Source organism: Leptolyngbya sp. CALU 1928, assembly GCF_056784215.1.
The window spans coordinates 2,994,236-3,015,564 of sequence record NZ_JBXBCE010000001.1; the positions used below are offsets into that span (position 1 = coordinate 2,994,236).

Genomic DNA, 21,329 nt, shown 5'->3' on the forward strand with positions numbered 1-21,329 from the left:
ATGCTTGACGCTATAACCTGCTACTGGTCTTCCTCATCTTAGGGCAAGTTCAACCTACGCTTACCTTTTGGGCTGAATCAATCCCCAATCTTTGCCCGATCGCCGGATGAACGTCTGTCATCTTTCGCCCCAACTGCTAAACTCAAACAGAAGCACGCTGCATACTGCATAGACACCCCCATGGCAAAACGTCGTCCTCGTTCTCCTCTAGATAACTACGAACGCGATCGCGAATTTCAGCGGGAGTATGATGATTACTCCACTCCAGAACCCAGCAATCAGCCACCCCGCAAACCTGAAAAATCCATTACTTTGAATGCCACCTCTCTAGCAGTACTGGCAGGAGTCTTGATTTTAGGGATTGGTCTTGGTATGGGCTTTAGCTCTGTGGGGGGCAACAATAGCAGTACTGGCACCAAAATTGTGACTCAAAGCGACTTGGATACAAAAGCGCCAAACCCAGAGATCTGTGTCCAGTTTGGTGCCAGCGCTATCGTTACCGATTTGAGAGTTTTTGTGACGCTGAACCCGCTGAACTTCTATGTTTCTCAGCCCACGTCTCGCCCTGGATGCGTCTTGCGAACCAATAACTGGTCAATTTTGGAGCAGCGAAACTTGATTAACGCTGAACAAGTACGTGACTGTAAGCGACGGATGAACACCTTTGGCTTTACGGGAGCACTAGAAAGTTCCCCGGACATCACCTGTATCTATCAAAACGATGTTGCCAAAAACTTGTTCTTAGATCAAAACGGTCCCGATGGTAAACCGGTTGCTGAACCGGACAACAAGCAGTTTTAGGGGAGCAGGGCTAAGGCACTAACTCAGAGAACAAGAGGCTTAAGCCCCTTGCTTCAGTAGGAAATACCAACTACTCGTAGATTGGACATAGCCTATTCGCTTGATTAGCGCACTTCACGGGTCATGCGGATCTGGATGATTTGCCCTGGTTGGATGGTGGCGGGTTTGGGTGAAGTGAAGAGGTTTGTTGCAGCCCCGGCAGCCCCGCCTAACAAAACGCCTAGCCCTGAGAACTTGCTGACTAAGCCCCCTGCCAAAGCGCCTGCTCCGGAATAGAGCGCTAGGGATGAGCTTGAGATTTCTCGATTGCCGCTGATGGGATCGGATTCGGCAGCAAAAGGAATGGCGCGATCGCCCTGAGTAATTGCCATCGCCATAAACTTACTGCCCTCGCGGCTAGTATCAAACTGCCCAGTCACAAAACTGCCTCGCGGAAACACGATATTCCCTAGAGAATCGCGCACCTCGGTTTGCAAAATTAGTACTTCTTGCCGAGGCGTTCCCGCCGTCAGGCTCAGATCTACCGTGCCGGGATAGCTTAACATCAGCATCGTTCCGGCAGGCAGAACCAACCCTGACACCGAGGATTGATACATCATGGGGATTGCCAGCGGCGATGTTACTGAGGGTGCCATGGTGGCTAATGGGGCGGAATAATTTGGCAAAGTCGTTGGCACAGTATTCAGTGCAGTTGCTCCGCCAATGGGTAAGGATTTGCCAAACTCAATCGGAGACGGTGGAGGAAACCCATCCCCAGAGGGTGCTGTTGGAGACATTGGAATCGGTGTCACGGTTGCAGCCGGGAGGCTCATGGGCTGTAAGGGCGGCACAGACACGGCTGGAGCTTGAGGCAGGGGGGCTGGGGTTTGCAAGGGCGGCACTGAAACTAAGGCTGTTTGGGTGCCTCCTTCCTCTGCAAAGGTGGACTGGGGCAAGCTGGGCAACGGTTGAGCCATGGTTACCGCGATCATAGGCGGATTATACACGGGTGATTGTACCCCAGGCATTTGGATCACACTGGAGATCGGCGGTTGAGATACCGCAGAGGGCAGCGGCATCATGGGAGAACCAGACTGCATCACGCTAGAAATCGGGGGTTGAATGACCCGTGCGGGTTGCAGTTGGGTGGGTTGCAGTTGGGCGGGTTGCAGTTGGATTGGCGCGGCTGACTGCATCACGCTAGAAGTCTGCGGCTGGAGGATGGGTAGCGATGAAGGTTGCAGGGTTGGCAACGGCGATCGCACTTCAGGGAGGGGCTGCTGCATCATGCTGGGAATGGGCGGCGGCACGGTGATGGAGGAAGCCGGGGCAGAAAGAATGGGCAAGTCAAGCGGGGGCATGGCAGTCTGAGGCGGTGCAGCCAATGTGGTCGATGGGGGAACTGCTGCTAGTTGAGTCGGGGTTGGGGCGGTAATCGCTGGAACCGTCACCTGTGCTGAACGATCGCTGGCAATGCGTATCGTGGATGGGATTTCGATCGCGGCTCCCAGTTTGCTTGCCTCCACAGCCGTTGGATAGGTCGGAGGCGCGATCGCCGGAACGGTCAACGGTTGAGCTTGTAAAGGCACGGGCACGTTACGAGGTGCCGGAGAGACTCCTGATTCTGGATAGGTTGAAGAAAGCCCCGTTATCGTTGCCGGAATGGCAAGCGATTCCTGTAGGGATGGTTTCACTAATCGTGGGGTTGATGGCAATGGCAGCGCCATCCTAGAAGCAGCAGGCAGCGAGACAGGCGGCGGAACATCCAGTTTGACGGCTTGGCTCACATCAATCGATAGATCAGACGTTGGCTGCGCGGTGCTGGGAGGCAATGGCGTAGCCTTCTCGGTGGGGGATGCTTGGGCGACTCGTGAAACGTTAGCGAAGCTTTCCACAGGACTCCCTACAGGAACCGCTTGGGGAGATACGGCAGTTAACCCAGAAGGAGTGGATTGAGCAGACCGCGAAGCAACGGGCGGCAATGAAACATCGCCCTCCATCAAGTTATGGTTCATCGGGCTGACATCAGACCCTTCAGCGAGCGCTGTTGGCTGAACACTGGCAGGTTGAATAGCTGCTCCCTGAACAGGGGCTGCTGCTGGAGGAACTGTCCCTACAGCCGTAGAGGGTTTTGGCGACACCGGAGGAAAACTGGATGGTAAATCAAGCTCTGGAGATGGTGGCGGAGGCAAAGCCGAAACGGGGCTTGCTGCATTAGCACCTTCCTGGAGGGGCATCGTCTGGCTTGGAGCCTTCATGGGTGGCATTGCTACCGTTTCAGCCGTTGATGCAGTTTCAGCCGTTGACGCATTGGCGATTAATGGACGCAACACCCAAGTGGATTGATTGGTCTTCTCTAGCTTCACCTGTCCCGGTGCAAAAACTGCGTCTGTAGAAAGCTCCATCACAATTCGCGTGAGACCGGGCTGAAACTGAGAAACTCGCACTTGGCGAATCGATCCCGTGTAGGTTTGCTTAACGTTGACTTCCCCCACCTGAGTATCAGGCAGATCCAAGACAATTCGGGCAGGTTGCGCCATCAAAAAATAGCGTGGTGTCACCCCTTCTTTAACCGTGACTTCCAATTGTTGAGCCGCCGGATCATAACGCCAATGGGTTAAAGCGGCAGATTGAGCAGTTGTTGCCGCGATCGCTAGCGTTCCAGCAGTTAGCAGTCCTACCAGCCCCACCCTCAATAGTTGCGGTATATCTACCAAAAAACCTTCGGTAGACAAAGACTTCGCTCTAATCTCAAATTTTGGGTTTTGCATGGTGTTTCAGGACGAGGCACAAAGTTTCAGAAGAGGAGGCTAGATTTAGCATTGGTCGAGATATGGCAAAACTAGCGATCGCACTTTCATCCAGACCAATCGGCATATCACCAGATATGGAGCTAGATGGATACTATTTACGCTGGTTCTTGCTAAATGCAGCGCAAGCTTTAAAAAAGTTTACAAATTGGATTTCGGTTTCAGGTTTCAGGTTTCGGGTTTCGGCAGTTTTCCCGATTCTCGTTAAAGCTGCTCTCGGATCGCGTCTACCTGTTGCTGATACTCTGCGTCATCTAGTACCGGGTAACGGTCATCCAATGCGATCGCGGTTTGCAAGTCAATCCACGATTTGCAGCCACCATAGGACTCAAGATAAGGAATGGTCTTTGGCTCAGGCAGCCTATACACTCGCAGCAGCAGCCCATGGATCGGCTGACTGTGCTTCCACTTAAGCCGCTCTGTGATGCACTGCAAATTCCAGATGTGAAATGGCAATAGACGAGCGATCTCGCCTTCTTGGGTAATTTGGACAATTTCTGTAATCTTCGCCCACGATCCAATCCTCACCTGCTGAGGATGCCAGCCCGACTCTACAGGCTTCACCTGAGCCGCATAAAGTGGCTTGAGCAACTCCGGCTGCTGATGTTCATAGGTCGGATACAACAACACCGTTTCATGCTGAACGCTGAACTTCCCCCCAGTCTCCCGAATACCGCCTTTCCGCAATAACAAGATGGTTTCTCCCTGTTCTAGGGCATTTACCGCCACTTGCCATTCTTTGAATGCGGATGTGGTTTTTTGCATTTCGCTTCAAGGCTTCAGTTTTTTGCTCATCTTGCGCCAATCTTTAGCTTTTTTCAAGGCTTGGAGTGAAAAGTGTGGTCTTAACTGATTAGCATTAAAGTAGACAAGCCCCGTTGTATTAGAGTTCAACCCCGTCTATGAATACCCACGATCTGTTTATGTTGATTTTGATGTTGTCTCCCGGATTGGTTTTGTCTGCGGCAATTATGGCGACGTTTGCTGCGGGTGGCTGATCTTCTAATCATGTTCAGGGGGCTAATCCGATTTCTCGCAACCGCTGCATTAGGTAGGCTCCAGCAGTGATCGAAGGAAATGGCTGAGTTCCAGTTTTGGCTATGCAGCTTGCTAACGGAGTTAAATCCACCTCTTTGCGAGGATGGACAAAAAAGGGCATGGAAAACCGCCGATCGCGATGATTCCCTGGATTGACCACGCGATGAGTCGTGCTTTTCAGTAAGCCATTGGTCAGTTGTTGCAGCATATCGCCACTGTCTACAATGATTTGCCCCGGCAGCGATCGCACCGGCAGCCAAGAGCCATCTCGCTGGAGCAGTTCCAGCCCGTCATCTGTGGCTTCACACAGTAGCGTGATCAAGTTAATGTCTTCATGGGGAGCCGCTCTGAGGCTGGCTGGGTCAATATCGGTTGGAATCGGTGGATAGTGAACAATCCGAAGAATCGTATTTCCGTCCCGCACCATGTCTGTCATTAGGGTTTCTGACTCTCCCAGATAAAGGGCACAGGCTTGTAGGAGTTTGAGCGCACAGGTTTCTAGCTGGGCGTAAAGCTGAGCCATTACCGGCTGAAATTGGGGAACTTCTGTCACCTGAAAATTAGCTGTATGGTCGGCTGGGAGAGTCTTGGAGGGCGGCAACTCGCGCACAGTATGCCAAAATTCTTTCAAGTCGGGTGCAGCATGGTCTTTAGCGTGTTCCTTGCCAAAAGAGGTAAATCCCCCTTTTCCACTTGGGGCTGGCGGTTCATACTGGCATTTTGTGGCGGTGGGCAATTCAAAAAACTGCTGTGCTACCTGATAAGCCTGGTTGATTAGGTCAGAATCAACGCCGTGATTCACTATTGCAAAAAAGCCAGTGTTTTCCAAAGCATGACCTAATTGGCTGACAAACTTTTGGCGATCGCGATCATCCGCCTGAAACAGGTGCAGGTCTAAAACTGGGATAGTTTGAGTCAGGGACATTTGCTAGAACTCAAGATTGAAACGTGAAACTCTTGCGATCGTAGCGTTAATTCTTAGATGAAAGACGCGATCGCTCTCCAATTAAATGTGCAGTAATGATTGAACCCATTCTTAATAATTTAGTGGTGGGCAACCCTTTGGAGATTGCGAACTGGCGATCGCTAGAGCAAGATGCCTTAGCAGACAAGCGACGAGCCGCCGCATTTGATCTGTCAGCAGTGACAGTGGAACGCGCCATTCAGCAACGAGCGGCACTGCTTCAGCGGGTGTATCCAGAGTTTTGTGAATTTTGTCAGGCAACCCTTGGCAATCCGGCTGATTATCTGATCACGCTGTGGCAGGTGTGGTTACCCCTTGCTCAACAACTTGCCGATCGCCATCAACAGGTTGGGCGACCCTTTGTGCAAGGAATTTTGGGCGGGCAGGGAACCGGAAAAACAACCCTGGGTAAGCTGCTGACCCTGATTTTGCGGCATCTGGGATTAAACGCGCTCACCTGGTCATTGGATGATCTGTACAAAACATTCAGCGATCGCCAAGCTTTGCAAACTCAAGATCCTCGGCTGATCTGGCGCGGTCCGCCGGGAACCCATGATGTGGCGTTGGGCATTGAAACCCTCGATCGCCTTCGTCAAGCTTCTAATTCGGTGATTGCCATCCCACGGTTCGATAAGTCGTTGCACAATGGAGCGGGCGATCGCACTACGCCTGAACAGGTTCAAAACATGGATGTCATCTTGTTTGAAGGCTGGTTTGTTGGTGTGCAGCCCATCGATTCAGCAGCATTCGACCAGGCACCGCCGCCGATTTTGACGGAAGCAGATCGCACCTTTGCCCGTGATATGAATGAGTGTCTACAGGACTATCTCTCGTTATGGCAATGCTTGGACAGTCTGTGGGTGCTGTATTTGCCGGATTATCGGCTGAGTAAACAATGGCGCAAACAGGCAGAACAGCAGATGAGAGCGACGGGCAAACCGGGCATGAGTGACGCGGAAATCGACAGATTTGTGGATTATTTTTGGCGATCGCTGCACCCAGCACTATTCATGCCAACCGCTCTACAAACCGCAGAGTTAGCGATCGAAATCCAGCCGGATCATTCCATGGGCGCACTTTATCGCAGTATAGATGCCGAATTGTCGCCCGTGCGAGATAGTGGATGGATGCAAATTTAAGGAACGAGTCATGAGGGTTCAATTGACCAAGTTGCCGCGATCGCCCCTAGCCAAACGATTGCGGCTACTCCTGTTGTGTAGCGTTACGATTTTGCTAATTGTGATCCCGGTGGGATATCGAGCGATCGCCGCAATCCCGCCAGCAGCCATTCGAGTGGCGCAATTGCCAATGCCCTCTTTTCCGGCAGCCTTGGATACTATCAACAAGCCCCCGCCTGGTGTGCAGCGCTATGGCGCAATTGAGGTTGCCCCGGTTGTTTTAGATGAGCAAGAACTATTTAAAGTCGCTTCGCCTACGGTTCTTGATCGCAAAAATCCAGGTCAACAAATTCCAGTTGAAGTGAGGGCGAACCAAATAGAAGCCAATCTAAAACGAGTGTTTGCTCAAGATCAGCCTCAAGATATTCAGCAAAAACGAGGATATTCCACCCGCTTTGATCCCAAAACGCTGCAAGTGTTTCTTGCCAAAGTACGAGGAGAAACGGTGATTGCTGCCATCGATAACTACCGAACTCAGCGTCTATCGTTGCTCACAGTTACTAACCCAGATGCCGACTATTACGGGCTATCGATTGAGGATTTATCGAAACAATGGCGCACTACATTAAGCACAGAATTGGATATTGAGTTGCAGAATCGCCTTCCAGAAAAATCTGGCAAACGCATAGAAGCCGCCACATCAGCAGGGTTGCTGACCCTTTGCGCTTGTTTGCTGCTGTGGTTAATCCAGCGATCGCTAGGGCGATTGGACAAACAGCTTAGAGGGCAGCAGACAACCCAACAGCAAGATATTCTTGCCAAACTTGAGCAAACAGCAATCACGGCATCTCCTCCCAATGCCGCTACTCAGCCCGAAAAACAATTGGAATTTGGGCGATCGCCCCTCGTTCTATCCCGTCGCCACTGGCTCAATATCTTTCGCTGGCTCTTGGGCTGGGGGCAGGTAGCAGTTTGTCTTTTAGGGTTGGCGGCAATTTTGAGATCCTTTCCCCAAACCAATCGCCTCAGCGCTACTCTGTTAGACGTTCCGGCTTTATTACTACTGATTTGGTTTTTGATGGTGCTGGCAAACTGGATAGGCGAAATTTTGATCGATCGCTTTGCCCTTGCCTGGGAAACCGATCAGTTCAGAGCCTTTCAAATTTTTGAGTTTGATGATCTTCAGCGCAAATCTCTGCGGATTTCAACGGCAATCACCGCATTGCGAGGCTTAAAAACTTTTGTCGTATGGACAATAGGCGGCGCACTGGCACTTCAGGTATTCGGCATTCCCATTGGTTCCGTGCTGGCGGGCGGCGCACTCGTTGCCTTTGGGGTTTCGCTGGCATTCCAAAATTTGATCAAGGATTTAATCAATGGTTGCTTGATTTTATGGGAAGACCAATACGGCTTGGGCGATACTGTTTCCATTAGTGGGACGACGGGCTTGGTGGAAGATATGAATCTACGCATTACCCAAATTCGCGATGTGGAAGGGCGGCTGATCACGATTCCCAATAGTTCGATCATCAAGGTCGAAAATTTAACCCGCACCTGGTCACGGGTGAATTTTGATCTTCAAATTGCCTATGAAACTGATGTGGATCAAGCGATTGCGGTCGTGGATGAAGTAGCCCAAAATCTTTACGCCGAACCTGAATGGCGCGATCGCATTTTAGAAATGCCCAAAGTGCTGGGTGTCGAAAATCTTTCCCATACCGAGATGACCATTCGCACCTGGATTAAAACCAAGCCTTCTGAACAGTGGAATATTGGGCGAGAATTTCGTCGTCGCCTTCGTCGTGCCCTCGCCAAAAATAACATTCGAGGCAGCATTCCTCAGCAGGTGCTAGAAGTGGGGGGGGCGTTGCCAGAAGCTAGGGGGCAGGTGCCAGAAGAGCAAGAACCAGAGATCAGGGGACAGGGGTTAGTATAAAAACTCTGCATCTAAAACCTGAAACCCGAAGCCTAGAACCCGAAACCTAGAACCCGAAACCCGACTCTACCCACCTTGTGCGATCGCAGGAATTTCAACAAACTGTCATGAAAGCGCTACAGAGTCTCTAGAATTAGAATGCTTTGAATTTGATTATTCCAGCGCAGTAATGGAGGAGATGAGCGGTGAATATTGCAGAGCTATTTCAAAAAGGTGGACCCACAATGGTGCCGCTGCTGTTGCTCTCTATCTTGGCGCTCACAGCCATTTTTGAGCGATCGTGGTTTTGGTTTGGCGTGTTGACCAAAGAGCGTGAAACCGTTAATCGTGTCCTCGATCCGATTCGGCGGAATGACTGGGTCACTGCTGCCGAAATTGCCAGACAGTCATACGACCAGCCGATCGGTCGGTTTCTCTTCAGTCCACTGCAACTCAAAAACCCCGATCCAGAACTGGTGCGCCTTGCTTTAGAAGCCTCTGCGGATGATGAACTAGCGGCAATGCGGCGGGGCGACAAAATTCTGGAAGCCGTGATAGCCTTGGCTCCGCTGCTTGGCTTACTAGGAACGGTGATTGGTCTAATCATCTCCCTGCGAAATATTCGGATTGGGGATATCAGCGGTGGGTCTGCGGCTGGAGTTACGACGGGCATTGGGGAAGCGTTGATTAGCACGGCGGTTGGGCTAGTTGTTGCCATTGGTGCCCTTGTGTTTTATCGCACTTTTCAGGCGTTCTTATTCAATCAAACTAAGGTGTTTCGCAAGTCGGGAAATGAGTTGGAGTTGCTCTATCGTCAACGGTGGGCACAAACTGACGGCAAAGTTATGACCGAGCTAGACGGGGAAGAATTTGTTAAAACAGAGGCAACTCAACCCGCTAATCCTCTGCCGCCCAGTGATCCTTCCATCCCGCTCAAATCTTAGTCTCTAGCCCCCTTTTTGACCTATGAAAATCCATACCGATGGGCCCTCTGAAGATGTGCAAATCCAGATCACTCCGCTGATTGATGTGATCTTTTGCATTTTGACATTTTTTATTCTGGCGGCACTCCAGTTCACACGTCAGCAAGGAATTAACACGGGTTTGCCGCAAGCGAATACGGGTGTGCCGCTCTCCAGTAATCGAGAAATGATCACGGTAACGATCGCCCCTACAGGTCAACTCTATGCTGATCAGCAGCCCGTCGATCGCGCTCAACTGGGTCAAGTGTTGGCGCTCTATGTGCAGCAAAACCCATCAGGATTGCTGGTGCTGAATGCATCTCCCAATGCCCTTTACAATGATGTGATCAAAATACTCGATCTGATGCGATCAGTGGGGGGCGATCGCGCGACTTTGGCAACCACTCCACTGCCTGCGACCTCACCGGGTGCCTTGCCCAGCACCACTCTACCCGACACGACTAGCCCTGCTGCTCCATTCAATCCCTTTGAGCCGTTTGGCACCAGTCCCGCTCCTGGCGCAAGTCCGACTGGGTCTGGGCAAGTACCCGGCGCATTGGTCACACCGATCGCCCCTAACGGAATCGTGACTCCATCTCCCATCCCATCGCCTTAAAAAAGCGAAGAATATAGGGTAACCATTGGGTAAGAGGAAAATTTTTTGAAAAGATGGAATTGGGTATGGAAAGTAGGGCTTTGGGTTCGGCGTAACTTAGGCGTGAGCCAGATGTTGCAGTGGTTAAAGGATATTGGGTGGCGATCGCTCTCCCTATTCCTGTGTTTCTTTTTACTCTTGCCGCTCACCAGTTGCCAGTCCACCCTCTACAAAACTCAGACGGCGCAACAGTCTCAACTCATCCTCAGCACCCTCAGCGATCCCAACACCTTCAACTTTGCCAACAAAAACACTTTCCCCAACATTTTCCTGTTTAGCTACGAATGTTTGACAACTGAAAACGGGGTGACGGGAGAAATAGAACCTGCCTTGGCAGAATCTTGGCAAGTGTCAAAAGATAATAAACGGATTGTGTTTAAGCTGCGTCTTGGTTTGAAATGGTCGGATGGGCACCCGCTGACCGCCGACGATGTTGTCTTCACCTATCGGGATATTGTGGCAAATCCCGCCATTCCCACGGATGCCAAAGAAAGTATTCAAATCGGTGAAGCTAAAGCTTTTCCCCAGCCCCGCAAGTTGGATGATTTGACGGTGGAGTTTATTTTGCCAGAACCGTTTGCGCCTTTTCTGCGGGCAACTGCGGGTCCCGATGGCATTGCCATCCAGCCAAAACATATTTTGGCGGAAACCCTGACTACTAAAGGAACCGATGGCAACCTGACATTTTTGTCTACCTGGGGCACCAACACCGATCCCCAAAAAGTTGTGGTGAATGGCCCTTACAAAATGGAGAGCTATGTGGCAGGGCAGCGGCTCGTGTTTCGGCGTAATCCTTACTACTGGCGCAAAGATGCTCAGGGAAATTCCTTGCCCTATGTGGAGCGAATCATTTGGCAGTTTATCGAAAACACCGATACCCAACTGCTGCGGTTTCGGTCGGGTGAACTGGATGTGATGGGCGATGCCCGTCCCCTGCGCCCAGAGTATTATTCTTTGCTGAAGCGAGAGGAAGAACGCGGAAATTTTCGGGTTTACAATGGCGGTCCTTGGTCGGGGGTGCTATATCTCACGTTTAACTTGAACAAGGCGACCAATCAGGACGGCAAGCCATTTGTAGATCCGATAAAACAGCGTTGGTTTAGCAATCTGGCATTTCGGCAGGCGATCGCCCACGCGATCAATCGCAACAAAATCAACACTAATATTTTCCGGGGATTGGGCATTGTATTGAACTCGCCCATCTCCGTCCAAAGTCCTTTTTTCCTTAAACCGGAGCAAGGCTTAAAAACCTATGATTACAATCTAGAAAAAGCGAAACAACTGCTGCTAGGAGCGGGATTTCGGTATAAGCAAACTCAGCTTTTAGATGCAGAAGGAAATCCCGTGCGGTTTACTTTGCTGACCAACTCTGGAAATAAGGTGCGGGAGGCGATCGGCGCTCAAGTGAAAGAAGACCTCAGCAAAATTGGCATCCAAGTCGATTTCACGCCGCTGAATTTCAACGTGCTAGTGGAAAAAACCTCTAGTTCCCGCGAATGGGATGCCCACATGATCGGCTTCACGGGCGGCATCGAGCCTCACTCAGCCGCAAACCTCTGGCTGAGTAGCGGTGCTTCCCATTCCTTCAACCTGAAGCAACAGCCCGGTCAACCGCCGATTCAAGGTTGGCAGCCTTACGAGTTTGAACAGGACATCGATCGCCTGATGATTGCCGGAGCGCGGGAACTTGATGAAGCCAAACGACAGCAAATTTATGCGGACTATCAGCGCGTCGTGCAAGAAAATCTGCCCGTGATTTTTCTGGTCAACGATCGCGCTTTGATGGCAGCCCGCAACACCGTTCAAGGTCTGCAATACTCCGGCTTACCCAGTTGGGGCTTGTGGAATATCCAGGATTTGAAGATGCATGAAAAGGGGAAAGGTCGAGTATAAGGTTTTGCTAACCAATTCTTCAATGCTCCATCGCAATTCAATCTATTTGATTGATGGTTTAGAGGATGTCTGAGAAGTTAAGACCTAGTTTTCACCGACTGAGAATCTAGACTCGCCGCACTGGGCACGGCGACATGCCCTTGAGCCACTCGCTCATTCCACGCAATGGGCATGGATTCTCTCCAAGGTGCCATCTAACCGCCATGCTCGAAAGTAGTGCTACAGCAAGCCACCGCGATCGCCTGACTGAAATGATGGGCGATCGCTCTTCGCTAGTCTATCTGTCCCATAAGCTAAATAGCTGTCGGCATAGGAATCTTTGCGATCATTTGGGCGCTGGTTTACCTACAGTAGGTTTAGCAGTTGTTTTCAAGAAAGGAAAAACCATGAATCAATTTAAAACGGTCGCCCTTTTGGCGTTGTTGACAGGTGTTTTTGTGGCGCTCGGCGGTTTGATTGGCGGCAGAGGTGGCTTGCTGCTGGGTCTGGTAATGGGGGGCGCAATGAATCTTGCCTCTTGGTTTTTTTCAGATAAGATTGCGCTGTCTAGCTTTGGGGCGCAACCGGTGAGCCGGGAGCAAGCGCCTGAACTGTTTGAAATGGTGGAGCGGTTAAGTCAGCGAGCCAATATGCCGATGCCGGGGGTTTATATTGTGCCATCGCAGGCAGCTAATGCGTTTGCAACGGGTCGTAGTCCAGAGCGTGGGGTGGTTGCAGTCACCCAGGGCATTTTGCAAATGATGCCAGCGGATGAACTGGAAGGGGTGATTGCCCATGAGTTGACTCATATTACGAACCGCGACACGTTAACCCAGGCAGTGGCGGCAACGATTGGCGGCGCAATTTCCTATCTGGGACAAATGGCGTTCTTTTTTGGGGGCACGGGTGATCGCGAGAACCGTCCTAACCCCATTGCACTTTTATTGATGACGCTGCTAGCACCGCTTGCTGCCAGTGTGATTCAGATGGCAATTTCACGCACACGAGAGTATGAGGCGGATGCAGGCGCAGCCAAGCTGACGGGCAATCCGCGTGGATTAGCCAATGCCCTTCAGCGGCTAGAAATGGGCGGGCGGCAAATCCCCATGCAGGCAAATCCGGCATTTTCTCCGTTGCTGATCATCAACTCTATTTCTGGACAGGCTTTCTCTAGGCTATTTTCCACCCATCCTTCCACTCAATCTCGGATTGACCGGCTGACGCAAATTGAGCGATCGCTGGGGTCTTAACTCCATTCACGGACTACCTGTTGATCTGTGAGCGAGGGCAATTTCATTCAACCTGCATAATTTGGGATCGTTCAACCGTAAAGAACAATAAGCCCCCAAGCAGGAATTGAACCCATGAACGCCATTGCAAAAGTTACGCTTAACGCTCTGATGATTGTTGCCGTTGTGTCACCTTTAGCCGTTGCTAGTTTTACATCCGCTGCGGAAGCCGCTTACCATCGCGCCAGCGGTAAACCGGGTCGCTTGGAACCCGGTGGACCTCGCGCAGTGCCCCCAAATTTGATCCACGAATTTAAGAATTAGGAAGAACAGGAGCTTGCGGATTGATTGGCTGCGGATTGATTGGTTGCGAATTGATTGGTTGCGAATTGGCTGGCTGCGGTTTGTCGGGCATAACCGGGCTGGAAATATTGGATTCGCCTGATTGAAAACAAGTCTCGGTTTGAACCGGCAGCGCATTAACAGTCACTGCTTTATAGCCTGCGGTATTAAGTAACTGAGTCACCACTAATTTGGCGCGATCGCTGGCTTTTTGCAAGATGCCTTCCTCGCAAGCGGCGCGCACAATTTTTTGAAGGGCTTCTTGTTGTGCTTTGGTTTGCAGATCGGGTGCCACATCAGGTCCCAAACCCAAAAAACCTCGGTTGTAGTCATAAACCTGAGATTTATTAACATCAATGTTGCTGTTTAAGATTTTGGGCGGCGGTAGCTGAATCTGAATGGTGTCGCCGTTTATTTGGACATTTTCCTCAGTGAGTTGGCTAAGATCTATCCCTGCTTGCACTTCGCCGTAGGCAATATAAAGCAACTTGGTCGTGCCGATGGTAAAACCGCTCAAGGTCGCATCTTGCTCTGTGGGCACAACGGCTTGCATGGTGAAGGCTGCCGTGGTTAGTTCGCTAGCTTCCCGCACTTTTTGAACCATGATCGATCGCACATCCACTTGGGGCGCAGGTTGCGGCGGATTGATCAAAACATTGAAGGCAGAAAGCAGGCGATCGCCCCATTGCCACTGGCTAAATCCAATCAGCAGTGCCGCCGTCAACGCGCCACCCGACAGCATCCACAGTATGCCGCTGACCCAACTTCCTCTGGGGCGGTAGTGATGATCGTCTTGTCTCACGGGGCACTTATGGCTAACGACTTTAACCTAAAGCAATTCAGTTGTCTACTGCCTTGCTGTCAATTACATGGAAAAGATCCCATGAAAAAAGCCCTTGGGCGTCTGTCCGTGTTTCGACTCCAAGGGCTTTTTTCTTTCGATCAACTCCTCACCTGTTTATAATCCTACGAATCGTTGGAAATGTCTAGTCCCTTGTGCCAGATCCAAAAGTGGAATGGCTAGATGAGGACAAATTCAGGGATAATTTCTTTAGTTTCTGACATATGTTCCCGATGACTCAAGCAAATCCCGTTTATCCGGTTATCTGGCACAATGACCATGTGCGTCTGATTGATCAAACTCGGTTGCCCAATGAATATGGCAGTGTGGAGATTCACAACCATGAAAAGATGGCAACGGCAATCGAAACCATGATTGTGCGGGGTGCCCCAGCCATCGGGGTCGCCGCAGCCTACGGCGTGTATTTGGGCGCACGGGACATTGAAACGAGCGATCGCGCTGAATTCTTGACTCAGTTGGAAAAAGTCGCGGAACGTCTCCGAGCCACACGCCCCACCGCGGTCAATCTATTTTGGGCGATCGATCACATGATGAAGGTTGCCTATCACACTGAAGGCTCCGTTGATGCGATCCAAACTGTATTGCTAGAAGCCGCACGCGCGATCAACGCAGACGATATTCGCACCTGTCAGCAAATTGGCGACCACAGCTTAAGCATTTTGCCACCGACTCCAGCCAAACTGCGAATTCTCACTCACTGCAACGCTGGCGCTCTAGCAACAGCAGGCTACGGCACGGCGTTAGGGGTGGTGCGATCGGCGTGGACAGCAGGACGATTGGAGCGGGTGTACGCCGACGAAACCCGTCCTCGCTTGCAAGGCGCTAAGCTAACTGCCTGGGAATGCGTGCAGGAAGGCATTCCCGTGACGGTGATTACGGACAATATGGCAGCCCACTGCATGAAGCTGGGCATGATCGACCTGGTAGTCGTGGGAGCCGATCGCATTGCGGCAAATGGCGACGCAGCCAACAAAATCGGCACCTATAGCCTGTCCCTGGTTGCTAAAGCCCACAATATCCCGTTCTATGTTGCGGCTCCTTTATCCACCATTGACTTCGCGATCGCCGATGGTGGACAAATCCCAATCGAAGAACGTGATGCCAGCGAAGTCTACCAAATCGGCGACACGATCCTTTGCCCTACCGGAGCCGAGTTCTATAACCCCGCCTTTGATGTCACTCCAGCCGAATTGATTACCGCAATTATTACCGAGCATGGCGCAATCGCTCCCAGTGAGTTGAGCGATCGGCTAAGCGCAAAATCGGCTGTAGCCCTTTGATAATCCACACCACTTTTCCTTTTTCCACTCCTATGACTTCTAACCCTTTAAGCTGGACAGAGCTAGAAACGCTGGCAGACTACCCAGTCGATCCAGTTAATGGTGCTACCAATGCTCAGGCTGAGTTGCGCTTATTCGGTCATGCTGAATCCGATATCCGAGTGACGCTCTACCGCGATAATCATGCTTGGTGCCCTTACTGCCAAAAAATCTGGCTGTGGCTGGAAGAAAAGCAGATTCCATACCGGATTGAGAAAGTCACTATGTTCTGTTACGGGCAGAAAGAAAGTTGGTACAAGCGCAAAGTGCCATCGGGAATGCTACCCGCCATTGAGTTAGATGGTCGCATCATTACCGAAAGCGATGATATTTTGATTGCATTAGAACAGGAGTTTGGTGCGCTCGGTTTAGGCATGACAGACCCAAAAGTAATGCCACTTAGACAGTTAGAGCGTCTGTTATTTCGAGCTTGGTGCGCTTGGCTGTGCTATCCATCAGGGTCATCCCGCCAAGAGCAAGAGAACCGCGCCCAATTTACGGCGATCGCGGCACGAGTTGAAGCAGCATTGGGTCGCACTCCCGGAGCTTACTTTCTAGACGAGTTTGGCACTGCCGATGTCATCTTCACTCCCTATGTTGAACGGATGAACGCCAGTCTTTACTACTACAAAGGCTATTCTTTGCGGGAAGAAAACCCGCGCTTATCTGCCTGGTTTGATGCCATGGAAAGCCGACCCACCTATCGCGGCACTCAAAGCGATTTTCATACTCATGTGCATGATCTCCCGCCGCAAATGGGCGGCTGCTTTGAGAACGGCGAACCACAGATGCAAATCAACAAGCAACGAGTAGATAACGGACCCTGGTTTGGATTGCCCGATGTTACCTATCCAGAACCCGAAACTTCCCGTGTTGAGGCGCTGCATCGGGTGATTAAGCACCGCCATAATATTATTCGGGTCAACCCTGCGGACGATCGCGTGTTTGATGAAGCACTGCGCTGTGCCCTAACCTTGATGATGACGGGCGAAGTCTGTATGCCTCCAGCCGGATCAGATAGTGCCTTGCGATATTTGCGCGATCGCATCAATGTTCCGCGTGATATGTCGATCTACGCTGCCAAACATCTGAGAGAAGCTCTGGAGAAAACTGCTGCGTTAGTGGGCGATCGCCAAGGCACCCCCCTGCTCATGCACCACCGACGGGATCAAGACCCAGCAAACTTTGCTAGACATGAGGCTGTCTGAAGATCGACGGGTTGTCTGATAAATCAAGCCCCAATGATAAGAGCGATCGCGGTTAGAAAAATATAGTCCAGCAACAAACGATCCAACAGCAGGATTTCGATTTCGACTGAACGTTCGGCTGAACGGTTACTAAAGTCTCAGCACGTAGACCATCGCGGGTCGATCAGAGCTAAAGCATGGTTTCAATTACGATCGCACCCCTTTCTGGATAGAGATTTTAGCCAATTTGAGAATTTTTGAGCCATTGAAACTACTTCTTTCGACGTAAATATTGACTTAAATAGGATCTCAAACATAAAGCCGTTGTAAAGCTGTCATACTAGTAATTGTTAACAATCATTAACAAATAAATGATTTTGTTAACAGACAACCCACACACAAGGTAAGACACATGGCTGATATCGTTGATACTGCTGTTAGCGCAGGTTCTTTCAGCACATTGGTTGCTGCTGTTAAAGCTGCTAGTCTAGTAGACACGCTTAAAGGTGCAGGTCCATTCACGGTCTTCGCACCCACAGACGAGGCATTTGCTAAATTGCCCGCAGGTACAGTAGATGCGCTGCTAAAAGACATTCCTAAACTGACGAAAATTCTGACCTATCATGTCGTTTCTGGCAAGGTCATGGCGGCTGATGTTACCAAACTAAAATCGGCTAAAACTGTTGAAGGTTCTGAAGTCAAGATTGATGCTTCCAATGGCGTTAAGATTAACGACTCCACAGTTACAACTGCTGATGTAGCGGCTGATAATGGCGTTATCCACATTATCGACACGGTGCTAATTCCTGCATAAGTTGATTCCCAGGAATAGCAGTTGCTATTCCTGGGAGCTTTACGATTGATGAAACTCACAAATCAACACAGTGATTTTCTGCTTGTCCTCTACACAAACTGATCGCTATTTCATTTAAAGCTTTAGGAAGCTCAAAAAACTCTGTAAACTCTGTTATCAAAGAACTTCAGGGCACCTCTCAGCTTTGCAAGTTTCCCTCATTCTCTTCTTTCCTGGAGAAAGGGATGAGGGTTCAAACTCCCTCTCTCGCTCTCGGAAAATGGTTGAGGATGAGGGCTAAAGCAAAAATCAATGTTGATATTAATAGCTTTGAAAATTAGAGCTTATTTGTCAGATTGTAGAGAAGCGATATTTGATTGCCATTCGTGCTTCAGGAGATCTTGATACATTTTTTCCTGAGCCATCATGAGTTGATACTGTGCAACCAAGAATTCTTGGGCTTGTTCACGAGACATGCGTTGCACTTGGTCTGAAAAACATCTGAGATTAAACTTCTGCTCTAACGTAAGTTCGATTGCTTGGTTTATCATTTCTTACACTCAATAATAGAGAAATTAAAATCTATAGCTAAACTAGCTGTCTTAAAATCTTGCTTTGGAAGGGCGAGCTAACTGTGACTGGGCGGGCAGAATAATTTTTATGCCATGTTAAATATCATAACAAATTATTTAGATAATTTAATATTTTTAATATTGACAAGCTTCCCATCTTCTCTCGTAAAAACTTTGTCAATCGTCTATTGCCTAACAAGCATTCGGATATTGCGTGGCAGTTTGCTACGAGCAGACGTAGCACGATAACATAGTTCATAGTTACCAGGCTGTTCAGGTCATGAGAGCCAGCATTCAACAACAAATTTTGTTCATTCATCATGAAGATTTGCCGCAGTTCAAGAAGGGCGGTTCGGTGGTGCGAAACAGCTACTTTTGGGCGCTGAAGGCGATCGCGGCTCATACGAAGCGAAATGGCGACTGGGAATATGACCCCGAAGTATGGTTAGCCCTCCAACGATTGCTACTCTCTTTTGCGGAGTCGGGCTATTTGGGGCTACGCGAAACTCAGCTAGAGTTTGCGATCGACCAAGAAATTCCGCCTGTGTTAAAGCTGGTGGCAACCTGGGAATAGTTGGGTTAGCTTAACTGACCACGAAAGCGGTGGATGCTGATGGCGAAGCATTATTAACGATCGCACAAATGCCAGCGCAATGTTCAGCGATCGCGCCAAAACTACGTCCGTTCTTTCATAACTTGCGATCCAATTCGCTTTAACAGGTGCTTTCGTGTTTCATTGCTTTGAGCAACGCTGCCAATGCTTGATCTTCGGATTGATTCACCTGCCGATCCATCATGGCAAGACTCACCGCTTTTGGCAGGGCGATCGCGGCAACATCCGCATCCAATCCATCTACCAAATCATCTAACGATTGGGGTACTTTCAACGCTGATCGCACCCCTAGCATGGTGGGTTCATCAAAGCCAATAGCCTCCAACTGGGGCTGCAACTGATCCCAGGGTGTTGGTTGACTAGGACTGCCCACTTGAATTAAGTAAGCAAGCAATCGTTGGAGAGTACTTTGCTGATGGGTTGTAAATTGAGCAAGGTCTGGGTTTGGACTATGATCTGCTGTGCAGCCATCCAAGTTGCTGACAATTTTTTGCCAATCACAGTTATCGCAGGCTTCAGGTTTATTGACTGTAAGACATAGATGAATCTTGCCATTCGCTGCCTTCAGGTGTTCAACTTGGGCATGAACGCCTAAAAAGCTGAGCCATTGAGCAACGGTTGAAATCAGCACCGAACGAGTTGCACGGCTATTTGCCAGCAGTCGAACTTGGGTTTGAACCATCGGGCGAACAATATGGGACAACATAATGATCTGCGGGCACAACCTAAACATGCCCTTTAGAATATAGGAATTTTTGCGATCGCAGTTGAAATTTAGGAGTTCCGTGACAAATCTAACCCCTCGCGCTTAGTCCTTCAACCTTAGACTCCAGCGACTTCAAAAATTCAGTATTCACGCCTGACTCTCGCGTCAGAGCCACTTTGCCAGTCCGAGCAATTTCTCGCAGCCCAAACTTATTTAGCACCTGAACAATCGCAACCATTTTACCCGGATCGCCCACCACTTCTAGCGTCAGGGAATCCTCAGCAACATCCACCACTCGCGCCCGAAAAATCTGTGCCAGTTCAAGCACCTCAGAGCGGTTTGCGCTGCTAGCGTTCACCTTCATTAGCATTAGTTCGCGCTCAACACAGGGCACTTCAGTAATATCCTGCACTTTAAGCACATTGATCAGCTTGTAGAGTTGTTTGGTCAATTGTTCAATAATTTGGTCGTCTCCCGGAACCACCATGGTAATTCGAGAGATACCCAGTTGCTCGGCGGGTCCAACTGCCAAGCTTTCGATGTTAAACCCACGCCGCGCAAATAAACCTGCGATTCGGGTTAAAACGCCTGCTTCGTCTTCAACTAAAACGGATAATGTGTGTTTCATGCCGATATGCTGCTCATCTCAACAAAAGAGGGTGAGATTTAAAAGTGTAGATAAAAGCTTGTGTGATTGATGCAACCTAAATTCTGAGTTAGGTCGATCCTTACAGCTAGTTTTCTATCTTATCGTGGTGTGTTGGCGATTCATACGCTAGTTTGTGGGTAGCTCATGATTTTCCAAGCACTGTCGTTTCTCAGCTACTTGCTTGAGCGCAACAACATGCTTACCCAAAAACTTAGCTAAAACGGCGAAATCGCTTTCTCCGACGGGCGATCGCTTTACGTTTTTCCTTCTCGATCGGCGTTTCAAAATGGCGATTCTTTCGCATATCTTGAAAGATTCCTGCTTTTGCCACTTGTCGTTTAAATCGACGGAGCGCCGACTCAAGCCCTTCGTTTTCTCCCACAACTACTTGAGTCATGCTACTACCTCTTTAAAGTGAAATGAAACTGGCAAATGAACTGAAATGGACTCTTAACACAAACGAACTGTCCTTATTTCAGTGCCTTTCATCTGCCGAATGGCAGGGCATTTTTCTAGAAACAACGAGCAAAGAAGATCGAATCAAACGCTCTCAAAACTCGATTCTTTAAGCTTCTGATAAGAATCAGTTAGTTAGTATCGGCGATCATTCCCACCAAAGCTATCCCGTCCACCCGCAGGACGACGATCTTCTCGTGGCTTTGCCTTATTCACCTTCAAGGCACGCCCCATCCATTCTGCCCCATCCAACGCTTCAATCACTGCCGTTTCCTCAGCGTCAGAAGAAAGTTCTACAAACGCAAACCCACGCATACGACCCGTTTCCCGATCTTTGGGTAACTGCACACTTACAACCTTTCCATATTCCGAGAAGGTTTCTCTAACATTCTCCTCGGTGGCTTGAAAGGATAAATTGCCAACGTAAACAGACATAACGAGTCTCCGATTTGCGAGAGAAATAATTTGCGAGAAAAATAAAGGGTTA

At 49.9% G+C, this 21,329-nt stretch carries 21 protein-coding genes; 12 read left to right on the plus strand and 9 right to left on the minus strand.

Annotated features, from left to right (window positions below):
- Positions 1-180: 180 nt before the first annotated feature.
- Complete coding sequence (locus AC1S5B_RS13975) at positions 181-801, plus strand: DUF3172 domain-containing protein (RefSeq protein WP_482036279.1); 621 nt, start codon at positions 181-183, stop codon at positions 799-801.
- A gap of 104 nt (positions 802-905) precedes the next feature.
- Here the strand turns inward: AC1S5B_RS13975 and AC1S5B_RS13980 are convergent, their stop codons facing one another.
- The 3 genes from AC1S5B_RS13980 to AC1S5B_RS13990 all read right to left on the minus strand — a co-directional run bounded on the left by AC1S5B_RS13980 (position 906) and on the right by AC1S5B_RS13990 (position 5,553).
- Positions 906-3,551, minus strand: coding sequence for an AMIN domain-containing protein (locus AC1S5B_RS13980; RefSeq protein ID WP_482036280.1), 2,646 nt, complete (start codon positions 3,549-3,551; stop codon positions 906-908).
- Positions 3,552-3,794: 243 nt separating this feature from the next.
- Positions 3,795-4,355 (minus strand): DUF1802 family protein, encoded by a 561-nt coding sequence (locus AC1S5B_RS13985; RefSeq protein WP_482036281.1) that lies wholly within the window; start codon positions 4,353-4,355, stop codon positions 3,795-3,797.
- 247 nt (positions 4,356-4,602) lie between these two features.
- Positions 4,603-5,553, minus strand: coding sequence for an isopenicillin N synthase family dioxygenase (locus AC1S5B_RS13990; protein ID WP_482036282.1), 951 nt, complete (start codon positions 5,551-5,553; stop codon positions 4,603-4,605).
- A gap of 95 nt (positions 5,554-5,648) precedes the next feature.
- On the opposite strand from AC1S5B_RS13990, the gene AC1S5B_RS13995 reads away from it, so the two are divergent.
- The 7 genes from AC1S5B_RS13995 (at position 5,649) to AC1S5B_RS14025 (ending at position 13,667) form a co-directional block, all read left to right on the plus strand.
- The gene (locus tag AC1S5B_RS13995) at positions 5,649-6,731 is read left to right on the plus strand and encodes a glycerate kinase (protein WP_482036283.1); all 1,083 of its coding nucleotides are present in this window, start codon (positions 5,649-5,651) and stop codon (positions 6,729-6,731) included.
- A gap of 10 nt (positions 6,732-6,741) precedes the next feature.
- Positions 6,742-8,646, plus strand: a complete 1,905-nt coding sequence (locus tag AC1S5B_RS14000) for a mechanosensitive ion channel family protein (RefSeq protein ID WP_482036284.1) — start codon at positions 6,742-6,744, stop codon at positions 8,644-8,646.
- Between the two features lie 185 nt (positions 8,647-8,831).
- Positions 8,832-9,569, plus strand: coding sequence for a MotA/TolQ/ExbB proton channel family protein (locus AC1S5B_RS14005; RefSeq protein WP_482036285.1), 738 nt, complete (start codon positions 8,832-8,834; stop codon positions 9,567-9,569).
- Between the two features lie 22 nt (positions 9,570-9,591).
- Positions 9,592-10,203, plus strand: coding sequence for an ExbD/TolR family protein (locus AC1S5B_RS14010; RefSeq protein WP_482036286.1), 612 nt, complete (start codon positions 9,592-9,594; stop codon positions 10,201-10,203).
- A gap of 45 nt (positions 10,204-10,248) precedes the next feature.
- Positions 10,249-12,135, plus strand: a complete 1,887-nt coding sequence (locus AC1S5B_RS14015) for an ABC transporter substrate-binding protein (protein WP_482036287.1) — start codon at positions 10,249-10,251, stop codon at positions 12,133-12,135.
- Positions 12,136-12,338: 203 nt separating this feature from the next.
- On the plus strand, positions 12,339-13,364 hold the full coding sequence (locus AC1S5B_RS14020; protein WP_482036288.1) for a M48 family metalloprotease: 1,026 nt from the start codon (positions 12,339-12,341) through the stop codon (positions 13,362-13,364).
- Between the two features lie 114 nt (positions 13,365-13,478).
- Positions 13,479-13,667 (plus strand): hypothetical protein, encoded by a 189-nt coding sequence (locus AC1S5B_RS14025; protein ID WP_482036289.1) that lies wholly within the window; start codon positions 13,479-13,481, stop codon positions 13,665-13,667.
- On the opposite strand, the gene AC1S5B_RS14030 is transcribed toward AC1S5B_RS14025, so the two are convergent.
- On the minus strand, positions 13,657-14,487 hold the full coding sequence (locus AC1S5B_RS14030) for a DUF4230 domain-containing protein (protein WP_482036290.1): 831 nt from the start codon (positions 14,485-14,487) through the stop codon (positions 13,657-13,659). The genes AC1S5B_RS14025 and AC1S5B_RS14030 overlap by 11 nt on opposite strands.
- 272 nt (positions 14,488-14,759) lie before the next feature.
- Between AC1S5B_RS14030 and mtnA the strand changes: the two genes are divergently transcribed.
- From mtnA to AC1S5B_RS14045, 3 genes are all read left to right on the plus strand, one after another.
- Positions 14,760-15,827, plus strand: a complete 1,068-nt coding sequence (gene mtnA, locus AC1S5B_RS14035) for an S-methyl-5-thioribose-1-phosphate isomerase (protein WP_482036291.1) — start codon at positions 14,760-14,762, stop codon at positions 15,825-15,827.
- A gap of 32 nt (positions 15,828-15,859) precedes the next feature.
- On the plus strand, positions 15,860-17,074 hold the full coding sequence (locus AC1S5B_RS14040) for a glutathione S-transferase family protein (RefSeq protein WP_482036292.1): 1,215 nt from the start codon (positions 15,860-15,862) through the stop codon (positions 17,072-17,074).
- A 391-nt stretch (positions 17,075-17,465) separates the two neighbouring features.
- On the plus strand, positions 17,466-17,867 hold the full coding sequence (locus tag AC1S5B_RS14045; protein ID WP_482036293.1) for a fasciclin domain-containing protein: 402 nt from the start codon (positions 17,466-17,468) through the stop codon (positions 17,865-17,867).
- A gap of 323 nt (positions 17,868-18,190) precedes the next feature.
- Here AC1S5B_RS14045 and AC1S5B_RS14050 read toward each other — a convergent pair whose 3' ends face one another.
- A complete protein-coding gene (locus AC1S5B_RS14050) occupies positions 18,191-18,397 on the minus strand; it encodes an NblA/ycf18 family protein (protein ID WP_482036294.1) in 207 nt (68 codons plus the stop codon).
- 301 nt (positions 18,398-18,698) lie between these two features.
- Here AC1S5B_RS14050 and AC1S5B_RS14055 point away from each other — a divergent pair, with 301 nt between their 5' ends.
- Positions 18,699-18,992: a hypothetical protein gene (locus tag AC1S5B_RS14055; protein ID WP_482036295.1), complete on the plus strand. Its 294-nt coding sequence runs from the start codon at positions 18,699-18,701 to the stop codon at positions 18,990-18,992.
- A gap of 139 nt (positions 18,993-19,131) precedes the next feature.
- Here the strand turns inward: AC1S5B_RS14055 and AC1S5B_RS14060 are convergent, their stop codons facing one another.
- From AC1S5B_RS14060 to AC1S5B_RS14075, 4 genes are all read right to left on the minus strand, one after another.
- Complete coding sequence (locus AC1S5B_RS14060) at positions 19,132-19,737, minus strand: hypothetical protein (protein WP_482036296.1); 606 nt, start codon at positions 19,735-19,737, stop codon at positions 19,132-19,134.
- A gap of 88 nt (positions 19,738-19,825) precedes the next feature.
- Positions 19,826-20,365, minus strand: coding sequence for an acetolactate synthase small subunit (gene ilvN / locus AC1S5B_RS14065; protein WP_482036297.1), 540 nt, complete (start codon positions 20,363-20,365; stop codon positions 19,826-19,828).
- Between the two features lie 232 nt (positions 20,366-20,597).
- Positions 20,598-20,783, minus strand: a complete 186-nt coding sequence (gene rpsU, locus AC1S5B_RS14070; protein WP_458649845.1) for a 30S ribosomal protein S21 — start codon at positions 20,781-20,783, stop codon at positions 20,598-20,600.
- Between the two features lie 194 nt (positions 20,784-20,977).
- Positions 20,978-21,277 (minus strand): RNA recognition motif domain-containing protein, encoded by a 300-nt coding sequence (locus AC1S5B_RS14075; protein ID WP_482036298.1) that lies wholly within the window; start codon positions 21,275-21,277, stop codon positions 20,978-20,980.
- Positions 21,278-21,329 lie beyond the last annotated feature (52 nt).